Here is a 1,938-nt window from a genome sequence, read left to right as displayed (position 1 = left end):
CGTCTGGCTCATCTGGCCGACGGCGGCGTTGATCTGGCCGACGCCGGCCGACTGCTCTTCCGATGCCGCCGTGATTTCCTGCACGAGGTCGGACGTCTTGCGGATGTTCGGCACCATCTGGTCGAGCATCGTGCCCGCCCGGACGGCCAGTTCCACGCTGCTCGACGCCACTTCGCCGATCTCCTGCGCGGCCACCTGGCTGCGCTCGGCCAGCTTGCGCACCTCGGCCGCCACGACGGCGAAACCCTTGCCGTGTTCGCCCGCGCGCGCGGCCTCGATGGCGGCGTTCAGCGCCAGCAGGTTGGTCTGGTAGGCGATGTCGTCGATGATGCCGATCTGCCTGGCGATCTGCTTCATCGCCGCGACCGTGGCCTTCACTGCGTCGCCGCCTTCGGCCGCCTCGCGCGCGGCCTGCGTGGCCATGCCGTCGGTGACGCGGGCGTTTTCAGTGTTCTGCGAAATCGACGCCGTCATCTGTTCCAGCGAGGCGCTCGTCTCTTCGACGCCGGCCGCCTGTTCGGACGCGGACTGCGACAGCGATTGCGCGGTGGCGCTGACCTGTTCCGACGCCGACGCCAGCGACTGCGCGCTGCCGTTCACTTCGCCGACGACCTGCGCCAGCTTGTCCATCGTGCCGTTCGAATAATCCTTCAGCTTCGCGAACGCGCCGCGGTAGTCCTTGTCGATACGCTTCGTCAGGTCGCCGTCGGCCAGCGCGGACATCACGCGCACCACGTCGTCGACGCTGGCGCCGGTCGTCGCCACCAGCTGGTTCAGGCCATCGCCCATCTCCTGCTGGAAGCCGCGCATGCCGGTGGTGTCGACGCGCACGTCGAATTCGCCGCGGTTCGCCGCTTCCACGACGGCGCGCTGGCCGGCGATTACCTGGCGCAGCTTGACGACCATCTGGCCGACGGCGTGCAGCATGCTGTCGTTGTCGCCGCGGCGCAGGTCGACGTCGCCGGACAGGTCGCCGTCCGCGATGCGCTTGAGCAGGTCGGCTGCGTAGCCCGGCTCGCCGCCCAGCGTGCGCGTGAGGCTCAGCGTGATCCACAACGCCATGCCGACGCCCAGCAGCATGGCGGCCACGCCCAGCACCGTGAGCTGGCTGCGGGTGGCGGCGTATTCGTCGGCCGCGTCCTTGCCGGACTGCTGCATCGACGTGTCCTGGTGCTCGATCAGCTTTTCGATCGCCTTGATGTAGGCATCCTGCATGGGCTGGATCTGCGTCATCAGCAGGTCGCGCGCTTCGGCGCGCTTGCCTTCGTTCGCGAGACGGATGAACTGGTCCTGCACGGTCAGGTATTTCTGGCGCTGTTGCTGGACGCCTTCCAGCAGCTGCCGGCCCGTCCCCGACTTGACGCGCGCCTGCAGCTTCTCGACGTCCTTGCGCTGGTCGTTGCGCGATTCGTCGATCTGCGCCAGTTCGCGGCGCGTCGCGTCCGGGTTGTCCGTCAGGACGACATTGCGCATCGCGATGGCGATTTCCTCGATGTTGCCGATCGTGTCGTAGGCGATCACGACTTTCGGATACTTGTCGGAGACCATTTCGTCGACGTTGGCGTTGAGGCTCGCCAGGCTGCGGACGCCCATCAGGACGACGGCGGCCAGCAGCAGGCTGACGATGCCGAAGCCCAGGCCCAGGCGGACACTGACTTTAAGATTGCGGAACATGTTATGTCTCCTCGCGGGGTTTGCCGTGTGTGATCAGAATCGGGTGAAGCTGGACTCGTCCAGGTCCGCTTCGCTGGCGAACGCTGGGTTGTGCATCGTGATGCCCTGGCGCTTGGACGGCGCGACCGGCGCGCGCCGCGCCGGCTTGCGGGCCGCTGGCGCAGCATCGCCGCCGGCGAGGCGGAAGAACGCCATCGCCTGCTGCAGCTGCTCGGCCTGGGAACTCATCTCCTCGGCCGTCGCCGCCAGCTCTTCGGAACTGGA

At 67.5% G+C, this 1,938-nt stretch carries 1 protein-coding gene and 1 pseudogene; both read right to left on the bottom strand.

Features of this window, described 5'->3' with window-relative positions; translation table 11 throughout:
- The coding region (locus ASC93_RS27310; RefSeq protein WP_056450190.1) for a methyl-accepting chemotaxis protein at nt 1-1,674 on the bottom strand (1,674 nt) is incomplete at its 3' end.
- 33 nt (nt 1,675-1,707) lie between these two features.
- Nucleotides 1,708-1,938 (bottom strand): annotated as a pseudogene (locus ASC93_RS27305) (methyl-accepting chemotaxis protein); the annotation flags it as partial.

Source organism: Massilia sp. Root335, assembly GCF_001425685.1.
In the GTDB taxonomy this organism is placed as follows: Bacteria; Pseudomonadota; Gammaproteobacteria; order Burkholderiales; family Burkholderiaceae_D; genus Telluria; species Telluria luteola.
Note: the sequence above shows the minus strand (reverse complement) of the source record. Positions and strands in the feature narration are given on the sequence as shown.